This is a genomic window from Pseudosulfitobacter sp. DSM 107133 (assembly GCF_022788695.1).
Lineage (GTDB): Bacteria > Pseudomonadota > Alphaproteobacteria > Rhodobacterales > Rhodobacteraceae > Pseudosulfitobacter.
In genome coordinates this window covers 48,290-70,063 of record NZ_CP085156.1, presented here as the reverse complement: position 1 = coordinate 70,063, position 21,774 = coordinate 48,290, and the positions used below count along the sequence as shown (strand labels likewise).

The 21,774-nt window shown below is 59.9% G+C and carries 17 protein-coding genes and 5 pseudogenes; 6 read left to right on the top strand and 16 right to left on the bottom strand.

The genetic code is table 11. From position 1 onward, the window contains the following. Nucleotides 1-3 precede the first annotated feature (3 nt). From DSM107133_RS20460 to DSM107133_RS20450, 3 genes and pseudogenes are all read left to right on the top strand, one after another. A complete protein-coding gene (locus DSM107133_RS20460; protein ID WP_114295318.1) occupies nt 4-1,779 on the top strand; it encodes a glycoside hydrolase family 15 protein in 1,776 nt (591 codons plus the stop codon). Between the two features lie 64 nt (nt 1,780-1,843). Further along, nucleotides 1,844-2,320 (top strand): MgtC/SapB family protein, encoded by a 477-nt coding sequence (locus tag DSM107133_RS20455; protein WP_243253617.1) that lies wholly within the window; start codon nt 1,844-1,846, stop codon nt 2,318-2,320. Nucleotides 2,321-2,535: 215 nt separating this feature from the next. Next, nucleotides 2,536-2,871 (top strand): annotated as a pseudogene (locus DSM107133_RS20450) (TAXI family TRAP transporter solute-binding subunit); the annotation flags it as partial. Nucleotides 2,872-2,919: 48 nt separating this feature from the next. On the opposite strand, the pseudogene DSM107133_RS20445 reads toward DSM107133_RS20450, so the two are convergent. From DSM107133_RS20445 to DSM107133_RS20395, 11 genes and pseudogenes are all read right to left on the bottom strand, one after another. After that, a pseudogene (locus tag DSM107133_RS20445) lies at nt 2,920-3,629 on the bottom strand (IS6 family transposase). Nucleotides 3,630-3,677: 48 nt separating this feature from the next. Then, nucleotides 3,678-3,920 (bottom strand): annotated as a pseudogene (locus tag DSM107133_RS20440) (DUF1403 family protein); the annotation flags it as partial. Nucleotides 3,921-4,127: 207 nt separating this feature from the next. Then, complete coding sequence (locus DSM107133_RS20435; RefSeq protein WP_240310681.1) at nt 4,128-5,072, bottom strand: TniQ family protein; 945 nt, start codon at nt 5,070-5,072, stop codon at nt 4,128-4,130. Between the two features lie 71 nt (nt 5,073-5,143). Then, the gene (locus tag DSM107133_RS20430) at nt 5,144-6,022 is read right to left on the bottom strand and encodes a TniB family NTP-binding protein (RefSeq protein WP_114295321.1); all 879 of its coding nucleotides are present in this window, start codon (nt 6,020-6,022) and stop codon (nt 5,144-5,146) included. Continuing rightward, entirely contained in the window at nt 6,015-7,661 is a 1,647-nt protein-coding gene (locus DSM107133_RS20425; protein WP_114295578.1) for a Mu transposase C-terminal domain-containing protein, read from the bottom strand. Before DSM107133_RS20425 ends, DSM107133_RS20430 begins: the two co-directional genes overlap by 8 nt. Nucleotides 7,662-7,850: 189 nt before the next feature. Beyond that, entirely contained in the window at nt 7,851-8,795 is a 945-nt protein-coding gene (locus tag DSM107133_RS20420; protein ID WP_240310681.1) for a TniQ family protein, read from the bottom strand. A 71-nt stretch (nt 8,796-8,866) separates the two neighbouring features. After that, nucleotides 8,867-9,745, bottom strand: coding sequence for a TniB family NTP-binding protein (locus DSM107133_RS20415; protein WP_114295321.1), 879 nt, complete (start codon nt 9,743-9,745; stop codon nt 8,867-8,869). Next, nucleotides 9,738-11,384 (bottom strand): Mu transposase C-terminal domain-containing protein, encoded by a 1,647-nt coding sequence (locus tag DSM107133_RS20410; RefSeq protein WP_114295578.1) that lies wholly within the window; start codon nt 11,382-11,384, stop codon nt 9,738-9,740. Before DSM107133_RS20410 ends, DSM107133_RS20415 begins: the two co-directional genes overlap by 8 nt. Before the next feature lie 63 nt (nt 11,385-11,447). Further along, nucleotides 11,448-11,681 carry a hypothetical protein gene (locus tag DSM107133_RS20405; protein ID WP_243253616.1) on the bottom strand — a complete coding sequence of 78 codons (234 nt, stop codon included), beginning with the start codon at nt 11,679-11,681 and terminating at the stop codon, nt 11,448-11,450. Between the two features lie 27 nt (nt 11,682-11,708). Then, on the bottom strand, nt 11,709-12,044 hold the full coding sequence (locus DSM107133_RS20400; RefSeq protein ID WP_114295254.1) for a type II toxin-antitoxin system RelE/ParE family toxin: 336 nt from the start codon (nt 12,042-12,044) through the stop codon (nt 11,709-11,711). Further along, nucleotides 12,041-12,298: a type II toxin-antitoxin system ParD family antitoxin gene (locus tag DSM107133_RS20395; protein WP_114295255.1), complete on the bottom strand. Its 258-nt coding sequence runs from the start codon at nt 12,296-12,298 to the stop codon at nt 12,041-12,043. Before DSM107133_RS20395 ends, DSM107133_RS20400 begins: the two co-directional genes overlap by 4 nt. A gap of 158 nt (nt 12,299-12,456) precedes the next feature. Here DSM107133_RS20395 and DSM107133_RS20390 point away from each other — a divergent pair. Beyond that, a pseudogene (locus DSM107133_RS20390) lies at nt 12,457-12,879 on the top strand (recombinase family protein); the annotation flags it as partial. Between the two features lie 430 nt (nt 12,880-13,309). Then, nucleotides 13,310-14,512: a Fic family protein gene (locus tag DSM107133_RS20385; protein WP_243253615.1), complete on the top strand. Its 1,203-nt coding sequence runs from the start codon at nt 13,310-13,312 to the stop codon at nt 14,510-14,512. 110 nt (nt 14,513-14,622) lie between these two features. Here the strand turns inward: DSM107133_RS20385 and DSM107133_RS20380 are convergent. The 5 genes and pseudogenes from DSM107133_RS20380 to DSM107133_RS20360 all read right to left on the bottom strand — a co-directional run bounded on the left by DSM107133_RS20380 (nt 14,623) and on the right by DSM107133_RS20360 (nt 20,740). Further along, nucleotides 14,623-15,365, bottom strand: a pseudogene (locus DSM107133_RS20380) (IS6 family transposase). Between the two features lie 145 nt (nt 15,366-15,510). After that, the gene (locus DSM107133_RS20375; protein ID WP_162792154.1) at nt 15,511-17,664 is read right to left on the bottom strand and encodes a DUF3604 domain-containing protein; all 2,154 of its coding nucleotides are present in this window, start codon (nt 17,662-17,664) and stop codon (nt 15,511-15,513) included. Between the two features lie 105 nt (nt 17,665-17,769). Next, nucleotides 17,770-19,284 (bottom strand): tripartite tricarboxylate transporter permease, encoded by a 1,515-nt coding sequence (locus DSM107133_RS20370; protein ID WP_114295257.1) that lies wholly within the window; start codon nt 19,282-19,284, stop codon nt 17,770-17,772. Nucleotides 19,285-19,287: 3 nt separating this feature from the next. Beyond that, on the bottom strand, nt 19,288-19,758 hold the full coding sequence (locus tag DSM107133_RS20365) for a tripartite tricarboxylate transporter TctB family protein (RefSeq protein WP_114295258.1): 471 nt from the start codon (nt 19,756-19,758) through the stop codon (nt 19,288-19,290). 25 nt (nt 19,759-19,783) lie between these two features. Next, entirely contained in the window at nt 19,784-20,740 is a 957-nt protein-coding gene (locus DSM107133_RS20360; protein WP_114295259.1) for a tripartite tricarboxylate transporter substrate binding protein, read from the bottom strand. A 102-nt stretch (nt 20,741-20,842) separates the two neighbouring features. Here DSM107133_RS20360 and DSM107133_RS20355 point away from each other — a divergent pair, with 102 nt between their 5' ends. Further along, nucleotides 20,843-21,766 carry a LysR family transcriptional regulator gene (locus DSM107133_RS20355; protein WP_114295260.1) on the top strand — a complete coding sequence of 308 codons (924 nt, stop codon included), beginning with the start codon at nt 20,843-20,845 and terminating at the stop codon, nt 21,764-21,766. Nucleotides 21,767-21,774 lie beyond the last annotated feature (8 nt).

The following is a 21,774-nucleotide window of genomic DNA, read 5'->3' as shown; positions in this document are numbered from 1 at the left end:
CACATGGATTTTGGCGTAATCGGAAACTGCGCGGTCGCGGCACTTGTCGACACCAACGGCACAATCAGCTGGTATTGCCTGCCCCGTCTGGATGGCGATCCAGTGTTTCACAGCCTGCTGGGGCACGGTGCGGGTGAAAAGGGCGATGGCGGCTTTGCCATCGAACTGGACGGACAGACCGCCGCCGAACAATCCTATGAACCGAACACCGCGATCCTGAAAACCGTGTTGCGCAGCGCGTCGGGTGTCGTTGAAATCACCGACTTCTGCCCGCGTTTTGCCGACAAGGGCCGCAGCTTTCGCCCGCAGACGCTGATCCGGCAGGTGCGGCGCATGGAAGGGTCGCCCCGCGTGCGCTTTCGTATCAAGCCACGGTTTCAATGGGGCGAACTGGAACCGGTTCTGACCCGCGGGTCGAACCACGTGCGCTTTGTCGGGCCGGCGCAAGTCATGCGTCTGACCACGGATGCGCCGCTGGATCATGTTCTGGACGAACGGCTGATCAACCTCGAAAATCACCTGACCTTTGTGCTGGGCCCCGATGAAACCCTGTCCGCCAGCCCCGACGAGATCGGCACGACGTTTTACAACAACACCCGGCGCTACTGGCAGCGATGGGCGCAACGGCTGGCGGTGCCCTTTGAATGGCAGGATGCGGTGATCCGCGCGGCGATCACCCTGAAATTGTGCAGTTACGAACCGACCGGCGGCATCATCGCCGCGATGACGACTTCGCTGCCCGAAGCGCCCGACAGCGGGCGCAACTGGGACTATCGCTATTGCTGGGTCCGTGACGCCTTTTTCACCGTGCGCGCTCTGAACAGCCTCGCGGCGACGCGGACGCTGGAACATTATTTTCAATGGCTGATGAATGCGGTGGCCGACGCCGACGGCGGGCATATTCAGCCTGTCCTGGGCCTTGGGCTGGAAACCGCGCTGACCGAACGTGTTTCGCAAAGCCTGCAGGGATACAAGGGCATGGGGCCGGTGCGGATCGGCAATCAGGCGCATGAGCATTTTCAGCACGACACCTATGGCAACATCATCCTGGGCGCGGCCCCTGCCTTTTTCGACCAGAGGCTGCCGATGCACACCGGCATCACCGCCTTTGAAAACCTAGAACCGCTGGGCGAACAGGCGTGGCTGTTGCACGATCAGCCCGACGCCGGCATCTGGGAGCTGCGGACAAGGTCGCGCATTCACACCTCGTCGTCCCTTATGTGCTGGGCCGCCTGTGACCGGCTGGCCAAGATCGCCCGCCATCTGAAGCAGGACGAAAAAGCCGACCACTGGGCCGACCGCGCCACCATCATCCGCCACAAGATCCTGCAAAACGCATGGTCCGAAGAGCGTCAGGCCTTTGTCGAGAGCTTTGGCGGCAAGACATTGGACGCCAGCGTCCTGTTGATGGGAGAGGTCGGGTTCCTGCCCGGCGATGATCCCAGATTTGTGGCCACCGTCGAAACCCTGTCGCGGGTGCTTGGGCGTGGACCCTTTATGCTGCGGTACGAGGAAGCCGACGATTTCGGCGTGCCCGAGGTCGGGTTCAACGTCTGTGCCTTCTGGCGCATCGACGCCCTTGCCCGGATCGGGCGGCTGGACGAAGCGCGGGGGTTCTTTGAACAAATGCTGGAGGCCCGCAATGCGCTGGGGCTGATGTCCGAAGACACCTCCTTTGCCAGCCGCGAGGGGTGGGGAAACTTTCCGCAGACCTATTCGATGGTCGGGATCATCAACGGCGCGATGCGTCTGTCGCGCAGTTGGGAGGCCGAGCTATAGCCTGATACGGCCCGCTTGGCGCGCACCGCCAGGAACTGAAACGGCACCTGTGTGTTCCATCAATATGATGGACATACTGAACGAACTGTCAGCTGAAATCGCGGGTCACAGCATGCTGTCATGGCCCGTCGTCTTCTTTCGTGTTGCAGGCGCTGTGATCCTGTCGTCTCTCATCGGCTATGAACGCGAGCGCAGGGATCACGCCGCCGGGCTTAGAACACACATGCTGGTTGGCCTTGCGGCCTCGTGTTACTGCCTGCTGGCGCTGGACCTTGTCGGACGGGATTTCGACGACGACGTGCGCCTTGATCCGCTGCGGATGATCGAAGCGGTCACAGGGGGCGTTGCGTTTCTGGCTGCGGGTCTGATCGTCTTTACCCGTGGCGAGGTCAAAGGGCTTACCACCGGGGCCAGCCTGTGGCTGGCCGCCGCCATCGGCACAGCGGCTGGTCTGGGTGTGTGGTTGGTTGCGGTGCTGGCCACCGCGCTCGCGCTGTTCATTGTGGGCGTGCTGAAATCCCTGGAAAAACGCGTCGACTGATCTGCTGGCCCGAAGTCGTGGCCCGCCTGATCACCACCGACACGCGCATCCGTCATGACCCGCTGTGCTCTGGCCATTTATGGCCAACGGCCGGGTCATTTCTTGCCAGGTGTTATCGGGCGATATGCGCCGATTTCTTGCCAACTCAGAGCCGCGCCACCCACTGTGGCCTACGTCGGTCCGATGGGCCGCTGAGCTTTCTGGGAAGAAGAATCATGATCAACTTTAAATCCGCATTTCGCGGGTGTGCACTGGTGTCGGCAATGGCAGCGGTGCCAGTGGCCGCACAGGCCCAAGATTTCATCAACGTGCTGACCGGTGGCACCTCGGGTGTTTATTATCCGCTGGGTGCCGGTCTGGCCAACATCTACGGCGAAAAGATCGACGGTGCACGCACACAGGTGCAATCCACAAAGGCCAGCGTCGAGAACCTGAACCTGCTGCAAAGCGGACGTGGCAAACTGGGCTTTGCGCTTGGTGACAGTGTGGCGATGGCCTGGGCAGGCAACGCCGATGCGGGCTTTCCCGCAAAGGTGGACAAGCTGCGGGGGTATTGCCAAGTTGTTGGCATCAGCTTGCGAAACTTGGCAAACGCAGGATCATGCCACCATTTCCGCGGTGTAATCTGCCCAGAGGCTGAAAGCATCGGAGCGGGCGTTGCGGTATGAAGTTGCGTTCAGTTGATAGCGGCGGGGACGGAAGAGCAAGTTGATCTGGTCGTGTGCGGCCAAAAACTGATGGGCCTGCCGGTGGGATTTGAATTTGCCGAAGATCTTCTCTCGTTTACGTGTCGGCCGGTGCGACACTTCGATCGCGTTGTTCAAGCCTTTGTGCGCGCGATGGTCAGCGTTCGGGGTCAGTGTTTTGACCGGCTTAATATAGCTACGCAACTTGTCAGTTATGACCACCCTCGCTCGCCAAACTGTGAAACTAATCTTTGTAAAAAGCGCTTTGCTGATTTGGCGTTGCGGCGTGTTTGCACGAGAATATCGAGGACGTCTCCATCCGCGTCGATCGCACGCCACAGCCAATGTTTCTTGCCACGGATCGTGATCACGACTTCATCCATATGCCACTTGTTGTTCGGCCGTGGTCGATCCCGGCGAATGCAATTTGCAAAGTGTTGACCAAAGCGATTGACCCAAAGTCGGATCGCTTCTCGGCTGACAATCACGCTCCGCGCGGCCAACAGGTCTTCAACATCAGCCGTGCTCAGAGCTAACCGATGGTACGCCCAAACAGCGTAAGCAATAATCTCACGAGGATAACGAAAGCCCTTCAGGCGTGGCAAATCAATTGGAATATTCATGGGGTCCACATACCTTTAGCAAACCCCGTCAACAACTTGGCAATACCCCCCTGCCCGTTCCGGTCTCCGGGAAAACCCCACGCAAGCTTCAGCCTCACGCAGCGCCAGCCGGTCCCCCAACAAGGCTTGGGGCACATCCTCACCTGCCAACACAACATCTAGGCGACTCAGCGCGGCGCGCGACAAAAACGCAACATCTTCAAGGGCTTCAACACGAACCGAAGTGACCCAAGCGGGCATCCGGGGTATCGTGTCGAGGTCGCTCATGTGATCGAGCCGGGCAAATGTCATGCCGGTAGCCTACATCGTCGCGGCGCTTTCTACTAGAGAATTACGCGCTAACCGCCCCACTCTGTGGCACCATATCATGTCCAATAAGTTTGCATTATCGGACATAAAAAGATACGCTGAAAATCAGTTTAATTTCATCGCTGGATTCACTGTCGGATAGCCGGAATTCATGAGATTCAAGCACTTCCCTGAAAAACGAACCGGGGTTCATGAGACTCTGTACCGGTATTTATGAGACTGGATGAGTCGGTATTTGTGAGACTGGCGCTGTCGTGCGGCTTTTTCGGCAGTCTGACGTGCTCTCTCTTCGCGCTCAGCGCGCCAGAACCGGGCCGAGATGCGTCTCCTCAACGAGAGAGGCCATGAGCGGAGCGCCTCCCGGACCCGCACTTGTCCGTTCATGTCACTTGCGAGCAGCACGTCAATCGCTCGGGCCACGGGATCTTCGACGATCCGGCCGATGCCGACCGTCAGCGCGAAACACTGCAAGAGCGAGCCTTGCGCCAGGGCGTGGAGACCGGGACGCACTGGCTTAGCAAGCACTGGCGCCACCTGATCGTATTCGGGGACAACGACCGTCAGCGCCTGCCGGAGGATCGGCGTGGTCAGAAAATCATGGTAGTCCCGTCGGTCTTTCAGAGACATGCGTGGCTGCTCAGAGACGTTCGGCGGCGAGGCCTGGCGATGCCGTGCCGTCAGAACCTGAAGCACTTCGGGCGCTTCCAGGTCTTCCTGCCCCGCGCCGCGCGCCCAGGCATCGAGATGCGCGGCACCAATCTCGGCATGCCCTTCAAGTTTCTTGAAGCGATCCGTACCGAACCGGTCGGACAGGGTCTCGCCGGTGGCGTCCCGAAACTCCACACCATGCACCGGGCAGCGAAATCGCCACGGCAGCGCGGCGGCTTTGCGATGCAGGTCTTCGGGACAGTGCGGGCATGGAGACCGGTTCTTCCGCGCGATCATCATGCGCGCCGCCGCCCCCAACTCCCGGAAAGTCATGGACTGCACCGCTTCGGGCGAAAGGCCGGTCCGAGCCGCGATCAGAGCCCCCTGCCCTTCTGAAAGCCGCCATTCCAGGTCGAACACGCCCTGCCCCTGCAGGCCAAGTGCTGTGACGAATTCCGAAACCGTCATCGCGTAGAACGGGGCCATGCGCGCGGCCCAGGAAGACAGTCGTTCATCGACCTCGGGGGCGTAAACAACCGGCAGGCGCCCGCACCCCGTCACACCGGCTCTCCCAAGACCGCCTGCAACCGGTCGCCGCCCAGAATATCGCGCGAGAGAATGCGTTCCTCGCCGCTTTCGATGGCGGCGATCGCCAGCTGCGACAGGATCGAAAAGATGCCCGAGGTGATGCCGCCGGTCACCTTGATGATCCGCGCGAGCGCGTGGCCGTCGATCTCGCTTTGGTGCCGAAGCGGCAGTGTGCGGGTGAGCGTGCTCATCAGCCCGTTCAGATCCTCGCCCTCCCGCCAGGGCGGCAACGCGAAGGCCTCGAAACGGCGCACCAGTTGATCATCGGTACGCAACGCGTTGCGGGCTTGGGCGGTGCCGACGCAAACCAGAGGGACGCGCAGCTCGTTGCCCAGAAAGCGCAGCATGTTCAGGAATCGCGCCTGTTCGCGGACCGTGCCGGCCTGCAGGCTGTGAATCTCGTCGATGACCAGCATCCCCGGACGCAATTCGGCGAGCAGACGCAAGGCCAGGCTTTCCAGCACAGACAGTGTCGCCCGCGGCGGCTCCGGGGCACCAATCGCCGCCAGGATCCGGCGGTAGAAGCGCGATTCATCAGGCCCAGACACCATCTGCACGGCGACGACCGGCATATGCAGCCGTCCGCTGGTCTCGTCGAAGCTCGATGCGTGATCGCGGGTGAACTTCTCGATGATCATCGTCTTGCCCATGCCGCTGTCACCGACAATGAGCAGGTTCGGCATGCGGGCGCGATTGGGAAACGACATCAACGTTTCCAGCTTCTCCAAGGCGGCCTCGGCCCTGGGATAGGAGATCCAGCGGTCGGCGCGAATCCGGTGAATGCGCTCCTCGGCGCTGAGCGCGGCGATCTTGCACGCTCCCGGATAGAGATGCGGGAACTCAGTCATCCTCGTACCACTCCTCGACCTTGAAGCCGGGGTGGCTGAGGAACGGGCTCCCCTCTCCGTCCGGCGCAGGCAGGGCATCTCGCGGTGCGGCATCCGGTGTTACATCGATCATCGGCAGAGGGGCGAGATGCAACCGCCGAGCCTGATGGCGCCGTATCGCCTTCGTCTGCCGCTCGGCGCTGTCGACGAGGTCGCGCTGCGCCTCGATCGTCCTGAAAATCAGCTCCTCATCTACCGACCGGCGCCCGGCCTCGCGCAAGGCGCGCCGCGCCGCGCGGTGCTCCCAGAGCGTGATCGCAGGCCGTGTCATATCCGCGGGTCTCGCTTCGATGATCCCGTTCTCAGTCAGCACGAAAATGCGAGAGAGATCGCGCGGGTCGTATTTAAGCGTGAACTTGCGGCTTTCCCGGCCCATCAGCCAGCGCAACTCGTCCGCCCAGTAGCGGATGTGGAAGAGATGCAGCCCGTCACGCTGCAAGACACGGCTCTCGGAAGGCAGAAAATCGACCAAAAACTGCCTGAGATCGGTCGGCATGCGAAGCCGGGCCTCATCCACCCGGGCCGCCCAAGCCGCCGCAGGTGTGGTTTCCAGCGCAGAGTGGACCCGCACATGGTAGGAGCCGGTGATCTCGAGAGCGAGCCAGGTTTCCAGTTCGCCGAGCGTCATCACCGCCTCGGCCTCGGCATCGAGATCGCCGCGCTCGAAGATGTTCGAGAAATGCGACCCCGGCAGCAGGTGAACCGCCCCCATCATTGTGCCGATCAGGCGCTCGATATGGCCGCCATAGCGCGGTGTACCTGGCGGACGGTACCGCAGTTCGATCTGGTACTCTGCACAGGCGAGCCCGAAGGCGCGGGCATGGAATTCCGCGCCGTTGTCCACATAAATCGCGTTCGGGATGCCCCGCGTTGGCCAATCCGTGCTGATACCTCGCGCGGTGAGCCAATGCGATTTGTCCATTACCGTATGGGTCAGACACAGTGCGACGGCCAGTAGCGATGGCGGTTCCAGAGACAGGTAAAACCCCAGAACCATGCGGGTATTCACGTCGGTCGCGACCGTCAGCGTTGGCCTGCCGAGCGGACGTCGTGTCACCGGATCTACCACTGTCACATCAGCCTTGGTGTGGTCGATCTGGACGATATCCAGCGGATCGTTGGCGACCAGCCCCCCAGGCGTGGCCAGATAGCGCCGCTCGGCCTTGTCCTTGCCCTCTCGTCGGGCCATCAGTTTAGCTTGGTCATGTTGCTCCAGCCAGCGCCCCAGACGGCGGATCGAGGGTGGGGCCAGCCCTTGCGCCCGACAATCGGCAGCAACTTCGCGCCAGAACCGTGTCCTGGTGGGCTTACGACGGGAAGCATAAAACCCCTTGAAATGGCGGGACACGATCGTTTCCACCAACGGGTCCAAGGGCTGCATGCCCGGTTTAGGGCCCCGTGTATCCCGGAGCAATGCAGAGGTCCGCCCATCCTCGCGGAACTGCTTCACCAGGCGAAAGAGCGTGGATCGGCTGACATTCAGCTGATGCATGGCCCATTCGACAGCGCCTGGGCTGAGCTGGATCGGTAATTCCGCCAGCACCCGGGCGCGAAACTCCGCCTCTTCCCAATCCTTGTCAGCTGGAAAATTATCGGACATAATGTTGCTCAACGTGCGGATGCTGGAGAGTCTCATCAATAGCGACTCAAATCGCTTCCAGTCTCACTTACCCTGAATCGGTTTCAGAAATGCGACACAGGCAAGATATTGAAAACAAATGGACCACAGTCTCAGAAATTCCGGCAGACCGACAAGATTCAAGCACTTCCCTGAAAAACGAACCGGGGTTCATGAGACTCTGTACCGGTATTTATGAGACTGGATGAGTCGGTATTTGTGAGACTGGCGCTGTCGTGCGGCTTTTTCGGCAGTCTGACGTGCTCTCTCTTCGCGCTCAGCGCGCCAGAACCGGGCCGAGATGCGTCTCCTCAACGAGAGAGGCCATGAGCGGAGCGCCTCCCGGACCCGCACTTGTCCGTTCATGTCACTTGCGAGCAGCACGTCAATCGCTCGGGCCACGGGATCTTCGACGATCCGGCCGATGCCGACCGTCAGCGCGAAACACTGCAAGAGCGAGCCTTGCGCCAGGGCGTGGAGACCGGGACGCACTGGCTTAGCAAGCACTGGCGCCACCTGATCGTATTCGGGGACAACGACCGTCAGCGCCTGCCGGAGGATCGGCGTGGTCAGAAAATCATGGTAGTCCCGTCGGTCTTTCAGAGACATGCGTGGCTGCTCAGAGACGTTCGGCGGCGAGGCCTGGCGATGCCGTGCCGTCAGAACCTGAAGCACTTCGGGCGCTTCCAGGTCTTCCTGCCCCGCGCCGCGCGCCCAGGCATCGAGATGCGCGGCACCAATCTCGGCATGCCCTTCAAGTTTCTTGAAGCGATCCGTACCGAACCGGTCGGACAGGGTCTCGCCGGTGGCGTCCCGAAACTCCACACCATGCACCGGGCAGCGAAATCGCCACGGCAGCGCGGCGGCTTTGCGATGCAGGTCTTCGGGACAGTGCGGGCATGGAGACCGGTTCTTCCGCGCGATCATCATGCGCGCCGCCGCCCCCAACTCCCGGAAAGTCATGGACTGCACCGCTTCGGGCGAAAGGCCGGTCCGAGCCGCGATCAGAGCCCCCTGCCCTTCTGAAAGCCGCCATTCCAGGTCGAACACGCCCTGCCCCTGCAGGCCAAGTGCTGTGACGAATTCCGAAACCGTCATCGCGTAGAACGGGGCCATGCGCGCGGCCCAGGAAGACAGTCGTTCATCGACCTCGGGGGCGTAAACAACCGGCAGGCGCCCGCACCCCGTCACACCGGCTCTCCCAAGACCGCCTGCAACCGGTCGCCGCCCAGAATATCGCGCGAGAGAATGCGTTCCTCGCCGCTTTCGATGGCGGCGATCGCCAGCTGCGACAGGATCGAAAAGATGCCCGAGGTGATGCCGCCGGTCACCTTGATGATCCGCGCGAGCGCGTGGCCGTCGATCTCGCTTTGGTGCCGAAGCGGCAGTGTGCGGGTGAGCGTGCTCATCAGCCCGTTCAGATCCTCGCCCTCCCGCCAGGGCGGCAACGCGAAGGCCTCGAAACGGCGCACCAGTTGATCATCGGTACGCAACGCGTTGCGGGCTTGGGCGGTGCCGACGCAAACCAGAGGGACGCGCAGCTCGTTGCCCAGAAAGCGCAGCATGTTCAGGAATCGCGCCTGTTCGCGGACCGTGCCGGCCTGCAGGCTGTGAATCTCGTCGATGACCAGCATCCCCGGACGCAATTCGGCGAGCAGACGCAAGGCCAGGCTTTCCAGCACAGACAGTGTCGCCCGCGGCGGCTCCGGGGCACCAATCGCCGCCAGGATCCGGCGGTAGAAGCGCGATTCATCAGGCCCAGACACCATCTGCACGGCGACGACCGGCATATGCAGCCGTCCGCTGGTCTCGTCGAAGCTCGATGCGTGATCGCGGGTGAACTTCTCGATGATCATCGTCTTGCCCATGCCGCTGTCACCGACAATGAGCAGGTTCGGCATGCGGGCGCGATTGGGAAACGACATCAACGTTTCCAGCTTCTCCAAGGCGGCCTCGGCCCTGGGATAGGAGATCCAGCGGTCGGCGCGAATCCGGTGAATGCGCTCCTCGGCGCTGAGCGCGGCGATCTTGCACGCTCCCGGATAGAGATGCGGGAACTCAGTCATCCTCGTACCACTCCTCGACCTTGAAGCCGGGGTGGCTGAGGAACGGGCTCCCCTCTCCGTCCGGCGCAGGCAGGGCATCTCGCGGTGCGGCATCCGGTGTTACATCGATCATCGGCAGAGGGGCGAGATGCAACCGCCGAGCCTGATGGCGCCGTATCGCCTTCGTCTGCCGCTCGGCGCTGTCGACGAGGTCGCGCTGCGCCTCGATCGTCCTGAAAATCAGCTCCTCATCTACCGACCGGCGCCCGGCCTCGCGCAAGGCGCGCCGCGCCGCGCGGTGCTCCCAGAGCGTGATCGCAGGCCGTGTCATATCCGCGGGTCTCGCTTCGATGATCCCGTTCTCAGTCAGCACGAAAATGCGAGAGAGATCGCGCGGGTCGTATTTAAGCGTGAACTTGCGGCTTTCCCGGCCCATCAGCCAGCGCAACTCGTCCGCCCAGTAGCGGATGTGGAAGAGATGCAGCCCGTCACGCTGCAAGACACGGCTCTCGGAAGGCAGAAAATCGACCAAAAACTGCCTGAGATCGGTCGGCATGCGAAGCCGGGCCTCATCCACCCGGGCCGCCCAAGCCGCCGCAGGTGTGGTTTCCAGCGCAGAGTGGACCCGCACATGGTAGGAGCCGGTGATCTCGAGAGCGAGCCAGGTTTCCAGTTCGCCGAGCGTCATCACCGCCTCGGCCTCGGCATCGAGATCGCCGCGCTCGAAGATGTTCGAGAAATGCGACCCCGGCAGCAGGTGAACCGCCCCCATCATTGTGCCGATCAGGCGCTCGATATGGCCGCCATAGCGCGGTGTACCTGGCGGACGGTACCGCAGTTCGATCTGGTACTCTGCACAGGCGAGCCCGAAGGCGCGGGCATGGAATTCCGCGCCGTTGTCCACATAAATCGCGTTCGGGATGCCCCGCGTTGGCCAATCCGTGCTGATACCTCGCGCGGTGAGCCAATGCGATTTGTCCATTACCGTATGGGTCAGACACAGTGCGACGGCCAGTAGCGATGGCGGTTCCAGAGACAGGTAAAACCCCAGAACCATGCGGGTATTCACGTCGGTCGCGACCGTCAGCGTTGGCCTGCCGAGCGGACGTCGTGTCACCGGATCTACCACTGTCACATCAGCCTTGGTGTGGTCGATCTGGACGATATCCAGCGGATCGTTGGCGACCAGCCCCCCAGGCGTGGCCAGATAGCGCCGCTCGGCCTTGTCCTTGCCCTCTCGTCGGGCCATCAGTTTAGCTTGGTCATGTTGCTCCAGCCAGCGCCCCAGACGGCGGATCGAGGGTGGGGCCAGCCCTTGCGCCCGACAATCGGCAGCAACTTCGCGCCAGAACCGTGTCCTGGTGGGCTTACGACGGGAAGCATAAAACCCCTTGAAATGGCGGGACACGATCGTTTCCACCAACGGGTCCAAGGGCTGCATGCCCGGTTTAGGGCCCCGTGTATCCCGGAGCAATGCAGAGGTCCGCCCATCCTCGCGGAACTGCTTCACCAGGCGAAAGAGCGTGGATCGGCTGACATTCAGCTGATGCATGGCCCATTCGACAGCGCCTGGGCTGAGCTGGATCGGTAATTCCGCCAGCACCCGGGCGCGAAACTCCGCCTCTTCCCAATCCTTGTCAGCTGGAAAATTATCGGACATAATGTTGCTCAACGTGCGGATGCTGGAGAGTCTCATCAATAGCGACTCAAATCGCTTCCAGTCTCACTTACCCTGAATCGGTTTCAGAAATGCGACACAGGCAAGATATTGAAAACAAATGGACCACAGTCTCAGAAATTCCGGCAGACCGACAAATGCCCGCTCTGAGGCGGCAATCGGGTCTTCTTTCAACGAGCATGACCAGAAGGTCTCCGCATCCAAAGGCCGCTCGGACGCGCCCCGGCCGAAATGACCCGCCGCTATCAGCGCCGCTGCGACCAATTCCGGGTGAATCATACCAAGGCGGCGGGGTTGTGACGCGGATCAGGCACCTTCGTTTTTCAACACCGTCAGCGCTGCCAGGTGACGCGGAAGATCACTGCGGGAATGCAGCATATCCACGATGATGACTTCGTCGGGCTGGTCCAGAAAAACCAGAAAATGCTCCCCTGCCCTTACGAACCGCAGGTCATCGGCCTCATCCACGAGGACTGCGCAACTCCGGCTATGCGCCTGCCCGCTCAGAATCCCTTCACAGCGCAATAGCAATTCTGCCTCATAAAGTTCTGCTTGGCGCAGCCCAAATTTCTCGATCGTCCATCTGGCGATTTCGGTGAGACTGGCTTCGGCACGACGGGTCAGCCGGAAGGATCGGCTCATGTACGAGCGCGCGCAGTCGCAAAGGCCCTACGGATCGCATCTTTGCCGCTGCCTTCCGCAAGATCACCCGCTTTAGCCTGCGCCAGACCTTCAAGTAGATCCTTCCGGATCCCGGCCAGCTGTGCTTCTTCCTGCTCGAGCAGCCTCAGGCCAGCGCGCATCGCTTCGCTCACATTCTGGTAGCGCCCGGACGCCACCAATGCTTGGATCAGATGGTCCTGGGTTTCAGTCAGGACAACATTGCGTGTCACCATGGGTTAGATCTCCTCTATTGGCAATATATGCCAATGCGCGATTTCGATCAATGGAATCTGTTTCTGGTCCGCGAACTGCCCATGATGCAGCCTCTTTTCTCGTCGCTATCAATCAGTCGTTTAGTGACGATACCTTAAATTGCAAAAAGACTGTTTTGATGCCCCTGATAGGTTACGCTCGGGTCTCGACCGAGGATCAGACCCCCCTGCCCCAGACGCAGGCCCTGAAATCCGCGGGCTGCGCCGAGATCCATGAAGAACAGGCCTCGGGCGGCAATCGTGCGCGGCCGGTGCTTGCCCGCGTGCTGGAGCGCATTAGCAAGGGCGACACGCTGGTGGTCGTTCGGATCGACCGGCTGGCGCGGTCTCTCTCACATCTGCTGGAGGTGATCGAACGGCTGGAGGCCAAGGGGGCGTTCTTTCGTTCCATTCAGGACCCGATCGACACCGGGTCCCCGCAAGGCAAGTTCACGTTGCAGGTGTTGAGCGCCGCGGCCTAGTTCGAGCGTGCGCTGATCCGCGAACGTACCAAGGCGGGGCTGGCGAGCGCCCGTACCAAGGGCCGGGGCGGCGGGAACCCGCGCCTAGCCGAAATCACGCAGGACGGTCTCGCGTTCGATCTGCCGCGCCTGCGCCGACTAGCCGGTTCGGCGCAGTTCCTTGTGTCGCCACCACGAGGCAGCGATTGCGCGCAGCACGCGCAAGACACCTGTTTGCATGGGAATGCCCTTCATCAGGAACGGCAGACCGGAACCCGGCCCGGACCCATCCGAGGGACCCCAAAGGCCCTCATCCGTCAGTCACAAAACCCGAAGGACACTTTCACTTTCCCCGGTCCCTATGGGCACAAAACAAAACTGAAAGCCCGGGACATCTGCCGAAGCCATTGAATTCATGTAGCAATTCCAGGTCGGCACCCAAGATCGGCAACAGATATCGGCAAAACCTTGTCCGCGGCTCCGAAATGTGTATGTTTTTCAATTACTTTGCAAACATGGAAGATCGGCAAAAATGCTGGAAACTCCCACCAGAATCGAACCCTGCTTCTTCGAGGAGCATATTCCTACAGAACTGGCAGACCTTTCGGTCGACATCCAGAAGGAAGCCACCGGGCTGGGACAAGGGTTGCATCCTGACAGCGCAGCCGAACTTGCCGATCTCGTCCGTGTGATGAACTGCTACTACTCCAACCTGATCGAAGGACACAACACGCGCCCCCGCGACATCGAAAGGGCGCTGGCTGGTGCCGAGCTTGAGGAAGAAACCCGCCCTCTCGCCCTTGAGGCCCGGGCGCACGTCATCGTGCAACGGGCCATCGACGAGATGCATCGCAAGGGCACCCTGCCCCGCCCCACATCCGTCGAATTCCTGGCTTGGGTCCACAAGAGCTTCTACGACGAGATGCCGGATGAGTTTCGGGTCATCGAACATCCCGACGGCACACAAGAGCCCATCGTTCCAGGACGCATGCGCCAGGATGACGATCGGGAAGTTGCGGTCGGGCGCCACCTACCTCCTTCATCGTCGCGCGTCGCGGCATTCATGGACCATTTCGACAAACGGTTTCAGATTGCGGCGCGGTCTTCGAGCGGACGGATCATCGCGATCGCCTCTGCACATCATCGGCTGAACTATATCCACCCTTTCCCGGATGGCAACGGGCGCGTCAGCAGACTGATGTCTCATGCCATGGCCCTCACCGCAGGGATTGGTGGCCAAGGGCTTTGGTCCGTATCGCGTGGACTAGCCCGCGGGCTGACCGATCGGGGCGAGTACAAACGGATGATGGATCTGGCAGACAGTCCACGCCGCGGAGACCGCGACGGACGGGGGAACCTGTCAGAAGCGGCACTGAAGACGTTCAGTGAATGGTTCCTAAAGGTGACGCTCGACCAGATCACCTTCTCAGCAAGATTGTTCGACCTCGGCGGACTGGACCAACGGTATCGTCGTCTTGTTGCAGATACCATCGATGACAAACGAGCGCCGGAACTGATTTCGGCGGTTCTTCGGCATGGCGCACTGGAACGAGGCGATGCGCAGATTGTGCTCAAGACCTCCGAGCGTACGGCTCGCAACACGCTGAGCAAACTGACCGCCGCCGGATACCTGACCTCGGCCTCGCCGAAGACGCCAGTTCGGCTGGCGTTTCCATTGGACTACCGGGAACGTCTTTTTCCGAACTTGTTTGGCAATGGCGATCTGCCTGAGTGATCGGAACGCGAACCGAATGGTTCTTGAAAAATGGCTTTTTGCCCCACAGTTCTCTGTGCGGTATTGCCAAGTTAGCTAATCAGGGTTGTGATCGGAGAATTGGCTAAGGTTCATGCCGTCATCTGGCCGCTGAAATTGGCCCCGATGTCAAAGGCTGTTGCGCGGGATTGGCGGTGGTTTTGGGCGCTCATGCGATATCGGCGGGGGCGGAAGAAATTGTTGATCTGGTCATGTGCAGATAGAAACCTCTGGGCTTGGCGATGTGACTTGAAGCGGCCCATGCATTGTCCGGCAGTGGTTTGCTTGCAAATCGTGAGAGGGATTTTTTCTCGTTTTCGGGTCGGGCGATGTGAACCCTCGATCCGGTTGTTCAATCCTTTGTGCGCCCGATGGTCAGCGCCTAGAGCTTTGATCGGTTTGATATAGCTGCGCAACTTATCGGTGATCACGACGCGTGGCCCACCGAAGTTAATAATCAGCCGTCGGAAAAATCGCTTCGCGGCTTTGCATTGCGGCGCCGCTGGACCAGGATGTCCAGTACATCGCCATCCGCATCCACCGCCCGCCAGAGCCAGAATTTTTCACCTCGGATTGCGATTACGACTTCATCCAGGTGCCACTTGTCCTTTGGCACATTCCGGTTCCGCCGAACGCAATCTGCAAAATGACGTCCAAACCGATTGACCCAGAGCCGGATCGCTTCCCGGCTGATAATCACGCCGCGTTCGGCGAGAAGATCCTCGACATCTGCGGTGCTCAGAGCAAACCGATAGTAGGCCCAAACGGCATATGCGATCACGGCACGCGGATAACGGAAGCCTTTGAGGCGCTGGAGTGAGGCTGGTATTTTCATTTCCGCCTGCTACCCTCAACTGCGCACGCCAACAACTTGGCAATGCCCCCTCGCCAACTATCTGACAACGCTGACAGATCACAGAACCTCACGGAACCGGAAAGTTTGCGACACAACCACGTATCTTACGCGATCGCCTGACAAGCTATTGGCTGGTTCGCGTGATATAGATCGGGCTGGTCCAAGCTATGTGGCCGTCCTCAAACACGATTCGCGCGAACAGGCATCTCTCCTCGTCTGATGAAAGCGGAACACTCAACTGGGTTTGCAGTTTGGATGGCAGCATCTCGTCGGGAAGCCGCGACAGGCGAACGGCTTTGCCGAGGCCGCCACAATCGTGGACGATGTCCTTTGTCCCGAGTTCGGCAAGGTCAATCGCGAAACCCGTGACATTGCTGTTGAAGTTGAGCGTTCCAGAGAACCCATCCTCCATCCAGATGTCGACGGCGTGAGCGCCGCCGGTCGTGACATATCCCCAAGACACAGTGTTGCCTTCCACCTCAACATTGCAGTCGGCATTCCAGAAATTCACGGCTCGGGTAGAGCGCGGGGTACTGTCGAGGGTGAGCACGACATCCCAGTCCACCCGGCGGCTACGGCCGCGATATTCGGCGCCCTCACACTGGACACGGATCCGGTTTCCAGATCGACGGGCCTCAGCTTCGGTTTGGATATGGGTCAGGACAGAAAGACCATCCTTGATCTCAATGCGCTCGATACCGGCATGGGCCGAGATGTCGATGTCGAGCGCGATCTCGGTGTTTTCACAAGTGACAATATCACCGATCAGTGCCGTGTCGGTCGCGGCCCACTCACCTGAATAATGTCTTCGCGTACCGTTCTGTAATCCGGCGATCCGAACATCAATGAAGGGTCGACACCCCGTGGTGGCGTAATGACGGCGGTGGCGGAAGGCTTCAAACAGGTCGTTGCGATCGAGAGAGGGCATCAAGTGGCAAGTCAGTCCCCCGAGCGATCCGAACTTACCCGAACCGGGATAGCTGGCGCCGATGCGACCCTTGTGCCCGTCGGAAGCAGATACGATGCCCACGCGGTATCCGGCTTTGTATGCATCTTCGAAAATCCAGTCGAAGGTGCCCCATGCGGAATGCACTTCCACTGACGGTTCCAGATTGGCGTCATGCGCGTATGACACATCCGCATAGCGCCCGCCCACATGGGCGACGACAAGCGCATCTTCGTCATTGAGGCGATCGAACAGTTCAGCAGCATCAATGCAGGTATTCTCATCGGTGGAATCCTCCATCACCAATGACCGCTGCGCCCGATAGATTGGCCGACCTTCGGTCCGGTACCAGACGTTGTGGTCGCCACCAACGGACGTGTTGCCGGACCATTCGTAGCCCGGCACAGTCACATAGCGGCCCGGATCGTTGAGCTCCGCTGTGAGTTCGTTCAAGTCCTGCCAAAAGGTATCGGTGATCTGGAAATCGTTACCCTGGTGGCCGCAGATATCCAGGAAAGCCTTGTCGCGGCCAAATTCGAAATATTGCCTTGCGGTGTTCGTTCCGATCGTCTCGCCGCTTTGACCATGCATATCGGACCAGAAGTGCCGAAAATCGGGGGCCTCGGCGATGCGGAGGGTGTTCGTGGTCGCAACGGTCTTGCCCTCGTTATCCCTAATCTCGACGCTCAGATCGCCAGGGCTTTCGACGGACAGGCCCTCGATCAGCAGGGCGCCGCCATTGCTGTCCTTCATCGATACCGTTTCGGGCAGGCCTTCGACGGGGCGCGTGGGATGGAGTGTATAGGTGCCCGTATCCTCTGGTGTCGGGTTTCCCCAGCGGTCTTCGGCCTTGAACCCGAGCGCAAAGCTGTCTCCCACGGCCCGCAGGGACGGCAGCACGGCCTGATGCACCGCAGACGGGCCGGGGATCAGCCGGATCTTTGGCTGCCGGTCATCCGGCAAAACCGTGTAATCGTAGGTTGAAAAAGCATCGACATGAACCCGGAACTCATAAGCGTGCTCTACAAAGGTCTGCATCCGCATCCCGGGTGAGCCTTGAGACATATCACCCATTCGAACCGTGATCGTGTCGCCTTCGGACAGGTAATTCAGACACTGAATGTAGAGCGTGTTGCCCCATGGCCGGATATTGCTGTTCTTGCGATACCAGTATTTCAATCGCGCCCCGTTCGAGGCGGTGATCGTGGTGTAACCCGCTGCCGCAGGATCGTCGAATTGCGGCGGAGTCTGATCGGAAGCCGAGCGGATCGAGATCTTGATCCCGCCGAGGTCATCTATACCGAAATGGCCTGCGGTGTAGGTCAGGGTCAAACTGTTCCACGACCCGCAGACAATGGGGCCTGACTGGTCGAGGCAAGCGTGCCCCATAAGATCGGGTCTGTAGCTATTGAAAGGCAATTTAATCTCCGGAGTTTATCAGGCGTCGTCCAGGGCCGCATCCACCGGTCGGGCCCGGAGGCTCCGAACGCGGGAAACAAGCACAAAGATGCCAATCAGCAGGAAAGCCAACGCAATGGGGCGGGTGACGAATATCAGAATACCGGCGTCAGATAGCCGGAGAGACTGGCGGAATGCCTCTTCGGCGCCGCCTGCCAGAACGAAGCTGATCACAAAGGCGGCCGGGTTGAAGTCGAACCGCTTCATGCCCCAGCCAACGATGCCGAAAAGGATCATGACGCCGACGTCGAACAGGCTGCCCCGTGACACATAGGCTGACATGACAGACGTCAGCATGATGATCGGATAGAGAATATCGGTCGGGACCCGGGCGATAAAGCGCCCGACAAAAGCCGCACCATAATATCCGATCAACCCGTACATGACGATGCCGATCAGCCCGCAGGCGAAAAGCGAATAAATCAGCTCGCGTGATGTCACGAAAAGCGTGGGGCCGATCTGGATGCCATGGATCAGGAAGACGCCAACAAGAATGGCACCGATGGTCGAGCCGGGTATCCCAAGTGTCAAAAGCGGTGCCATTGAAGGGCCCGAAACGGCATTGTTGGCGGCCTCTGGTGCGGCCACGCCTTCAAGCGCGCCTTTGCCCCATGCCTCGGGATTCTTCGCCCGACGTTTGCCTTCGCCATAGGCCACAAATGCAGCGATCGTAGAGCCAAGTCCCGGCAATATACCGATAACGGTTCCTATGACCGACGACCGTAAGATATGCGGCAGGCAAGGCCGGAATTCGACCCAGGTCAGTCGGTTGCGGTCTCGGGCGGTCTGATCGTCTGGTTCATCGACCATCTGAACCGGGTCGCTCCGCTTGGCCACCTGTTCAAAAACCTCGGCCAGAACAAAAATCCCGATCATCAACGGGACAAGCGATACCCCGTCCATCAGTTCTGTTATCCCGAAGGTAAATCTTTCGGCGCCGGTGACAGGGTCCAGCCCCACCATTTTGATCACAACGCCCAAGGCCGCGCTGGCCAATCCCTTAAGGACTGATTTGCCGATCACCGAGCCGATCACCACAAATGCGGTGAGGTAGATGGCAAAAAGCTCTGGCGGGCCAAGATGCAAGGCTACGGCAGCGATCCAGGCAACGCCGACGATCAGAACGATTTCACCGAAGAAATCGCCGATGACCGACGAAATCGTCGCGACCTTCATTGCCTTGGACGCCTGCCCCTTTTGCGCCAAAGGATATCCGTCAAGCTGGGTTGCCGCTGATGCGGCTGTGCCGGGCGTATTGAACAGGATTGCGGCAATGGACCCGCCATAACGCCCCGACTTGCCGATGACATAAAGGAAGGCGAGCGCTGAAAGAGGCTCCATATAGAATGTGAGCGGCACCAGCATCGCGATAGCCGCCGAGGCCGTGAGGCCGGGTATTGCGCCCACGATCATACCCACAATCGCTGCGGCAAATACCCACGCCAGGATGATCGGATCTGTCAGGACATTGGCGAGGCCGATTAAGATATCCACGGTTCAGCCTCCGATCAGGTCGAGCAGGTCGAACCATGCGCCGTAAGGTGGGAACACCCCGAGCGCTTCGAAAAAGATCAGATGGAAGATGACAGGCGCTGTCAGCGCGCCAACCGCCAGTCCAGTCGGATTGCGTATCCCGAATAGCCAGAGTGCGACAGGAGTGACAAGGCCGGTCGAGATCAGATACCCCAGCTTGCCAATGAGCCACAGATAGAGAACGACCAAGGCCAGAAGCATCAGCGGACCGGCCGGAATGCTTAACTGACTGGCCTCGGTTTTCTCATCCGCTTTGACGGGCCGAAGCATCAGCCCGCCAAGCAGAATGAGGACCCCGGCGCTGATCAAGGGGAAAACCCGCACACTCATGGACCCGTCGTAATCGAGCGGAATCCAGAAACTGGCGGTCACAGCAACCGCGCCCGTGGCGAGAAGGGCGATCGCTGGACCCGTTTGATGCAAATTGAGTGGCATGATCGCCCCTTTTAATAGACTTGCCTCAGTTCAACGACGCAACGATCGCGCGCGCGTCTTCCTGCATCTGCATGAGCTTTGCACGGGTGTCGGCGCCGGTAAGGTAACTTGGCGCGTTGTTGCCATTCTCCATCAGCTCTTTGAAGGAAACTGTCGCAGCCGCGGCCGCGACAGTTTCCTGAAGTGCAGACACCACATCATCAGGCGTATCTTTGGGGGCGAAGACCGCAATCGGTGAACTGATCACGGGGACATCGAGCCCAAGTTCGGCAAAGGTGGGAACGTCAGGCGAGAACATGTCCCGCTCGTTCGAAACCAGAGCCAGCGGACGAAGCTCTTGGGTGAAACCTGCCAATTGCTGGATTCCGATCATGCCAAAATCGACTTGCCCGCCAATAACGGCGGCACGCGTTGCCGAGCCGCCCTTGAAGGCCACGTCAACCGCTGTTAGCCCCATCGCATTCAGAAAACCCTGCCCCGCCACATGGTGGAAACTGCCGCGACCCGTGTGGGACCAACGAAGGCTGCCCGGTGCTGCCTGCCCGGCTTGGATCAGGTCCTCAACCGTCTGGAACGGGCTGTTGACGGGAACCATCAAAGCGGTCGTCAAATCCCCAATCTGCGCGATGGTCACGAAATCCTCAAAGGGATCAATTTCGAGCTCTTTCATGACCGAGTTCAGCACGAATGAACCGCCAGAGGTGATCATGATGGTGCTGCCATCAGCCGTGGCGTTTGCAACCGATGTTGCACCAACAATCCCCGATGCGCCGGGACGGTTCACAACAACCACGGGAACCGGCAAGGCCTCGCTCATCGAGGCTGCAAGCGCGCGTGCAATTGTATCAGTGCCGCCGCCCGCATCATAGGGCACGATGGCGTTGATCGGCCGGCGCGGCGTCCACTCCGCCAAGGCAGGCGAGGCGGAAATCAGGGAAATGGTGGAAGCAGCAGAGGCGGCTAGAAAGTGGCGTCTATTCATGGCTCGGTCCTTTGAACGGAAAGTTGATGTTGCTTTCGACCATATACCGAGACCATATGATAAAAAAATTAGAATTAACTGATGTACTAATCCAAAAAATGGATGATTGGATGGGAAGATATGAATATCCGGGCTTTGCGCTTGTTCGTGGAGATTATGGACAGGCTGACGCTGTCGCGCGCGTCGGAAAAACTCAACATCAGTCAGCCTGCGGCAAGCCGGTTGATCAGGTTGCTTGAAGAAGAGCTTGGCGAGCCGCTTTTCACCCGGGAGCGCAAGAGACTGCACCCGACTCCGGAAGCCGAGGCGCTGATGCCTGAGGCGGTGCGCATTCTGCAATCCATCGACAATCTGCCAGCTGTGTTGGCGCAAAGTCGTAGAAAAGAGATTGCCCCACTTAGGGTCCTGTGTCTGCCCAGGATCGTCGACGGGCTCGTACTTCCTGTCCTGGCGCGGGTCCACCAAGAGGAACAAACGCGACGATTCAACGTCGATGTCTGTCCCCGCCGCGAATTCGGTCGGCGCTTGCTGTACGGCGGTTATGATGTGGGGGTTTCATCTTTGCCAATTCCGGTGGAAGGGCTCGAAACCCGCCGATTGGCGCGTGCCGTTCTTCAGGTGATGGTTCCCAGAAAAAATCCGCTCGCTGACCGCGAAAATCTCACGATTGCCGACCTGCGCACTGAGCAGTACATCGCCTTGAACAGGCATTCGGCCATTCGAACCGCAGTCGATGCGGCGCTGTTGCGTGACGGACATGGCCTGGAGGTAACTCATGAGGTCTCGACCTCAGATGTCGCTTATTGGTTTGTCCGAAACGGGATGGGGTTCACGTTCGCCGATCCGGCGAGTGTCACGTCAGAGATCCGACGGGATGTGGCGCTTGTTCCGTGCAACTTGGATGTTGGTTTCGAAATTGCGTTCTTTCTTCCCAAGGCTGAGAAAACCCATGAGTGCCTCGAGCCCTTTATGAGCCAACTCGTGGAACTTAGCCGCTCAAGGTACCAGGACACTGGATGCGGTTGACATATTCT